The sequence below is a fragment of the Caldimonas sp. genome, assembly GCF_046289365.1.
GTDB lineage: Bacteria > Pseudomonadota > Gammaproteobacteria > Burkholderiales > Burkholderiaceae_C > Caldimonas.
Window position 1 is genome coordinate 1 of record NZ_JBKBVU010000177.1, and the last position, 6,438, is coordinate 6,438.

Here is a 6,438-nt window from a genome sequence, read left to right on the forward strand (position 1 = left end):
GGTAATTCGAACCCCATCGGGTGTGTAGATAGCAGGGAGACGGCACAGTGAACTGGGCCAACTACGACGACGTGCTGGCCCAGATGCGCAGCATCGGCCTGCTGGTGGACCACCTGGAGGTGGGACGCCTGATGCGCTGCAAGGTTGACGGCGACCGGGAAAAGCGGGGCTGGTACAGCCTGCACGAGCTGACGCTGGACGGTGGAGACACCGTACTGGTGGGCAGCTTTGGCGTGTGGCGCGGGGCCGAGAACAACAGCCAGAAGGTCGAGCTGCGGCGCAACAGCCTGAATGCCGAGCAGCGCGCCGCGCTGAAGGCCCGCATCGCGGCAGACATGAAAGCGGCCGAGGGCCGGCGCAAGGCCGAGGCCAGCCGCGCTGCCCTGCGGGCGCAGAAGATGTGGGAGCTGTGCGGCCGCGAGGGCGACAGCGCCTACCTGCGCCGCAAGGGCGTGCAGGGACACGGGGTGCGCTACTCTCCGCGCGGGGCGGTGGTGATTCCGATGCTGGACACCTCTAGCCGCATCCATGGCCTGCAGGTCATCCACCCAGCGCCTCGGCACGGGCGGGACAAGGACTTCTGGCCGGCCGGCCTGGCCAAGCAGGGGCGCTTCTTCCACATCGGCCCGCAGCCCACCACCGTGCTGCTGGTGGCCGAGGGGTACGCCACCGCGGCCAGCCTGTTCGAGGCCTCCGGCTGGCCGGTGGCCGTGGCGTTTGATGCGGGCAACCTGCTGCCGGTCTGCCAGGCACTGGCCAAGCGCTACCGGGGCGTCAAGATCCTGGTCTGCGCCGACGACGACTACCTGACCGAGGGCAACCCGGGCGTCAGCAAGGCCCAGGCGGCCGCGCTGGCGGTGGGGGGCGCCTGGATGGCGCCGACCTTCACCGTTGACCGCGGGGGCCGCAAGCTCACCGACTTCAACGACCTGCATGCGCTGGAGGGGCTGCACGTGGTGCGGGCCCAGGTGGAAACCAAGCTCCGGCAGCTTGGCTGGCTGGCGGCCGCGGCCGCTCCGGTCGCCGCGCCCAAGGGGGGCGGGGCGGCCGATGATGGCGACGATTCGCTCAAGCCCATCGAGTCGGTGGATGAGCTGCTGGAGCGCTTCAGCCTGGTGTATGAGCTGAGCGAGACAGTGTTCGACCACAGCGAGCACAAGCTGGTGCCGCTGTCGAGCATGCGCAACCTGTGCACCAGCCGGATGATCCACCGGGCCTGGATGGAGAGCCCGGCCAAGCGCATCGTGCGGGCGGACGAGGTGGGCTTTGACCCGGCCGGGACGGACGGCCGCATCAAGTGCAACCTGTGGGGCGGATGGCCCACGCGGCCGAAGGCGGGCGACTGCTCCACGCTGATCGACCTGCTGCAGTACCTGTGCAGCGCAGAGCCGAACGCGGCCGAGGTGTTTCAGTGGGTGATCCGCTGGTTGGCCTATCCGGTGCAGTACCCGGGCACCAAGATGAAGACGGCGCTCGTGTTCCACGGCCCGCAGGGCACCGGCAAGAACATGTTCTTCGAGGCCTACAAGGCGATCTTTGGACCCTACGGGCGCGTGATCGACCAGGCCGCCGTGGAGGACAAGTTCAACGACTGGGCCAGCCGCAAGCTGATTCTGATCGCGGATGAGGTGGTGGCTCGGCAGGAGCTGTACCACATCAAGAACAAGCTCAAGGGTCTGGTGACGGGCGACACGATCCGCATCAACCCCAAGAACGTGGGCGCCTACGAGGAGGCGAACCACGTCAACATGATCTTCCTGTCCAACGAGGTGCTGCCGGCCGTGCTGGAGCGCGACGACCGCCGCTACTGCGTGGTCTGGACGCCGGAGAAGATGGACCCGGCGTTCTACGAGTCGGTCAAGATCGAGATCGACAACGGCGGCATCGAGGCGCTGCACGACTATCTGCTGCGCGTGCCGCTGGGCGACTTCAAGCCCTGGACGCTGCCGCCGCTGACGCAGGCCAAGCGCGAGCTGATCGACGCCAGCATGGGCAGCACCGAGCGCTTTGTGGGCGAGTGGCTGGAGCAGATGCTGCCGCTGCCGGTGTGCGCGTGCCGGTCGGAGGATCTGTACGACGCCTTCCGGTTCTGGTGCGGGCGGCACGGCGCCAAGGGGCCGCAGCTGGGCCTGTTCGTGGCAGAGGCGGTCAAGCGCTGCCGCGGTACCAAGGACCGGCGCCGCCACTACCGCATGGGCGGCCCGTCCACGCAGCAGAGCACGGTGGTGTTTCCGCAGGGGGTGGACACCGGCCAGGACATCCGAGAGCTGTCCCGGCAGATCGACAACTTTGCCGATTCGGTGAAGGCCTGGAAGCAGGCGGACTTCCGCGCCGGGGGTGTCGAATGAGCCGCCGCGCCCTGGTTTGCCCGCAAGTGTGCAGGGTGGGTTGCACAGTGTGCAGGGTACCCTGCACGCCGAAAAGCCATGCACGACAAGGCTTTGCGCAAAGTGTGCAGGGTGTGCAGGCCCTACGTGCGCGGACGCGCGTGAGTGCGTTGCGCCAGTGGGCGAAGCAAAAAACAAGTGAATCGCGCGCACGTGGTTTATACCATGCACACCCTGCACACTTGAAAAAAACGACGATAGGTCAATGGTTTAGAGCGTGCAGGGTGGGGTTTACCACTATGCACGCGCGGCTGCACACCCTGCACACCCGCCCGATTTCCGGCTTTGGAGTGCCCATGCCCGAGAAAACCTTCCGCTGCTTCCCGGAGGATGCGGCGCTGTTTCGCCAGGTCATCAAGGCCTGGCCGGAGTTGGACGCCACGGTGCGCGGCCTGCAGGCGCAGGGGATGTTCCCAGGGCTGCGCGCGGTGCAGATCACGCTGCAGGGCGACGAAAAGACGCTGGCCAAGGGGTTGGCCGCCCTGCTGCCAGAAAACCCGCCCAGCGGCCCGGAATCGGCCGCGCCGGGCCCGGATGCGCAGGGCAGGGGGGTGTGATGGGTCTGCCGCCGTTCAAGCCGTTCATGACGCGCACCGAGTTCGCGGCGCACATTGGCGTGGCCAAGTCCTACGTGACCAAGCTGGGCCACCAGGGCCGGCTGGTGATGGGGCAGGGCGACAACGCCGAGCGCATCGACGTGGCGGCCACCAAGGCGCTGCTGGCCGATACCACCGGGGCCCCGGCGCGTGCGGCCGTGGTGACGCCGGCCTTTGGCGATGCGCGCGAGGCGCGCGAGCACTACCAGGCCGAGATGGCCCGGCTTGACTATGAGGAGCGCTGCGGCCGCCTGCTGCCGGCCGAGGAGGTGCGCAGCCTGGTGGCCGGCGCTGCCACGGCGCTGCGCACGCGCCTGGAGCTGTTGCCCGACACGCTGGCGCCGCGCCTGGCCGCGACGGCCGACGAGGCGCAGGTGCGCGCGGTGCTGGCCGGCGAGATCGAGGCGGCGCTGGCCGAGCTGGCCCACCAGCTGGGCAAGGTGCCGGCCCGGGGGGCGGTGTGATGGGGGCCGCGGATCTGTTGATGGTGCAGCCGGCCTACGCCGACGCGGCCGAGGTGGTGGGCGCCGCCCTGGCGCGCGGCCTGGCGCCGCGCAAGCCGCTGACGGTGAGCCAGTGGGCCGATGCGCACCGCCGCCTGTCCAGCAAGGGCAGCGCGCAGCCGGGCATCTGGCGCACGGACAGCAACCCGCCGCTGCGCGAGCCGATGGACTGCATGAGCGCGCGCCACCCGGTGCGGGAGGTGGCGCTCAAGTTCCCGATCCAGTTTGGCAAAGCGCTTGCGCTGGATACGCCGATTCCAACGCCTGCAGGCTGGACAACCATGGGCGACATTGCGCCAGGTGATGTGGTGTTTGGTGATGACGGCCAGCCGGCCCGTGTTGTGGCGGCCTCTGAGGTGTTTCACGATCACCCGTGCTACCTGGTGCGTTTTTCTGACGGCAGCGAGGTGGTGGCAGACGCTGGCCACCGCTGGCAGGTGATCGACTTGCAGCGGCGCAACGAGGCGCGCAAGGAATTGAAGCGCCGGTCCGCGCTTGATGCCGATGGTGGTGTGGCGCGCAGGCGTGCCCCGGTTTCTGACGCATTGAAGGCGCATCAGATGGTGCTGACCACCGATGACCTGGCTGCGCGTGTGAAATGCCGTGGCCAGTCGCGCTACGCCATCGAGGTGGCCAAGCCTTTGGAGCTGCCGCCTGCAGTGTTGCCGATTGACCCTTACCTGTTGGGCCTCTGGCTAGGTGATGGCCACAGCCACTACGGCGCCATCACCACGATGGACGCCGAAATTGTGCAGGCCTTCGCGGCTTTTGATCCAAAGCCGCACACGCATCAGTCCAGCGGCCGTGCAGTGACATACGGGTTGCGAAATGGTTTTGGCTTGCTGTTGCGGCGGCTGGGTGTTCTGAAAAACAAGCACGTGCCGCTGCTGTACCTGCGGGCATCACGCGAGCAGCGCCTGGCGCTGTTGCAAGGGCTGATGGACACAGACGGCCATGCCGGCCCACGCGGCCACGTTGAGATCACCAGTTCCTACCCGGCCCTGGTGGACGGCATCGTTGAGTTGGTGTGTTCGTTGGGCTTCAAGCCGACCGTGGTTTGGCGCGGCACCAAAGGCCGGCCATCGGCTCGCATTACCTTTGCGGCATACCAGGGCAGCGATGTGTTCCGGCTGCCGCGCAAGCTGGCCAGCTTGTTGGCAGCGCCAAGCCAGCGCGGTGCCGACGCCGCTGGGCTGCGTTACATCACAGCCATTGAGCGAGTGGCCACGGTGCCTACGCGCTGCATTGCCGTGGACAACGCCAGCCACCTGTTCCTGTGTGGCCGCGCCATGATCCCGACGCACAACACCGAAATCGCCCTCAATGCCCTGGGCTACTGCATGGACCACAACCCCGGCCCGGTCATGGTGTGCCTGCCCGGCGAGGTGAGCATGAGCAAGTGGGTGGCGCAGAAGCTCAACCCCATGATCGACGAGACGCCCGCCGTGCGCGAGAGCCTGTCCAGCACGGCCAGCCGCGACGGCGCGAACCGGCGGGAGTTCAAGGACTTCAACGGCGGCCAGCTCTACATCGAGCACGCGGGCAGCCCGCAGCGGCTCAAGTCCACCACGGTGCGCACGCTCATCGTCGACGAGCTGGACGAGTTTGCCCAGTCCCTGCACACCGGCGACGACCCGGTGGAGATGCTCAACGGCCGCACCAGCGCCTTCCCCGGCACGTACAAGCGGCTCTACATCAGCACGCCCACGCTCAAGGGCGTCAGCCGCATTGGCGCCATGTACGAGGGCAGCGACCGCCGCCGCTACCACGTGCCGTGCCCGCACTGCGGCCACGAGCAGCCGCTGGAGTGGGCCGGGCTGCGCTGGGGCCCGCGGGTGGATGGCGTCATCACCGGCGTGTGGTACGTGTGCCGCGAGTGTGGTGCGCACATCGAGGAGCACCACAAAACCGCCATGATCCAGGCCGGCCGCTGGGTGCCGGAGGTGCCGGGCGCGCGGCGGCGCGGCTACCACATCAATGCGCTGTACTACCAGATCGGCCTGGGCCCGCGCTGGGCCGACCTGGTGGAAATGTGGTTGGACGCCCAGGGAGACCCGGCCAAGCTCAAGACCTTCGTCAATGACCGGCTGGCCGAGGAATGGGAGGACCCGGCCATGCGGGCCATCCGCCACAACGCGATTGCCGACCGGGCCGAGCAGTACCCGCTGCGCCAGGCGCCGCAGGGCGTGTGCGTGGTGACGGCGGGCGTGGACACGCAGGACAACCGCCTGGCGGTGCAGCTGGTGGGCTGGGGTGCTGGGCTGGCCTTCTGGGTGCTGGACTACGTGGAGCTGCCCGGCGACCCGGCGGATGAGGCCGTGTGGACCGCGCTGACCGAGCTGCTCAACCGCCCCATCCAGCGCGCCGACGGGGTGATGCTGCGCGTGGAGGCGGTCGACATCGACATGGGCGGCCACCGGACGGAGGCGGTCAAGGCCTACGTGCGCGACCGGCGCGTGCGGCGGCCGATGGCGTCGTTTGGTGCGGTGGCCAACACCGCGCCGGTGCTGGGCAAGCCCAAGGCCGCGGACGTGACCTGGCGCGGGCAGACGGACCGCAAGGGGGTGCACACCTACCAGGTGGGCACGGTGGCCGCCAAGCACTGGCTGTTTGGCCGCCTGTCCACCGACGCGGACAAGGCCCCGGAGGAGCGGCTGACGCACTTCAGCGCCGACCTGCCGCCGGAATACTTTGCCGGCCTGGTGAGCGAGACCTACAACCCCGCCAAGAACCGCTTCGAGAAGCGGCGCGGCGCCCGCAACGAGCCGCTGGACACCTGGGTCTACGCCTACGCGGCCGCCCACCACCCGGAGCTGCGCCTGCACCGCCTGACCCGTGGCGACTGGGCGGCGATCGAGGCGCGGCTGCAGCGGCAGCTGGGCGCCCCGGCGCCCGCCGACGGCGCGGCCGCACAGCCGGCCGCCGCCAATGCAAACACGGCGGCATTGCAGG

The 6,438-nt window shown here is 68.7% G+C and carries 4 protein-coding genes; all 4 read left to right on the forward strand.

The features are described 5' to 3' along the window. Nucleotides 1–47 precede the first annotated feature (47 nt). The gene (locus ACK42S_RS14410) at nucleotides 48–2,348 is read left to right on the forward strand and encodes a DUF5906 domain-containing protein (protein WP_409708932.1); all 2,301 of its coding nucleotides are present in this window, start codon (nucleotides 48–50) and stop codon (nucleotides 2,346–2,348) included. Nucleotides 2,349–2,683: 335 nt separating this feature from the next. Beyond that, nucleotides 2,684–2,944, forward strand: coding sequence for a hypothetical protein (locus tag ACK42S_RS14415; RefSeq protein ID WP_409708935.1), 261 nt, complete (start codon nucleotides 2,684–2,686; stop codon nucleotides 2,942–2,944). Next, nucleotides 2,944–3,447 carry a DUF1441 family protein gene (locus ACK42S_RS14420; RefSeq protein WP_409708938.1) on the forward strand — a complete coding sequence of 168 codons (504 nt, stop codon included), beginning with the start codon at nucleotides 2,944–2,946 and terminating at the stop codon, nucleotides 3,445–3,447. Before ACK42S_RS14415 ends, ACK42S_RS14420 begins: the two co-directional genes overlap by 1 nt. A 20-nt stretch (nucleotides 3,448–3,467) precedes the next feature. After that, a partial coding sequence (locus tag ACK42S_RS14425; RefSeq protein ID WP_409708941.1) for a terminase gpA endonuclease subunit occupies nucleotides 3,468–6,438 on the forward strand: 2,971 nt, incomplete at its 3' end.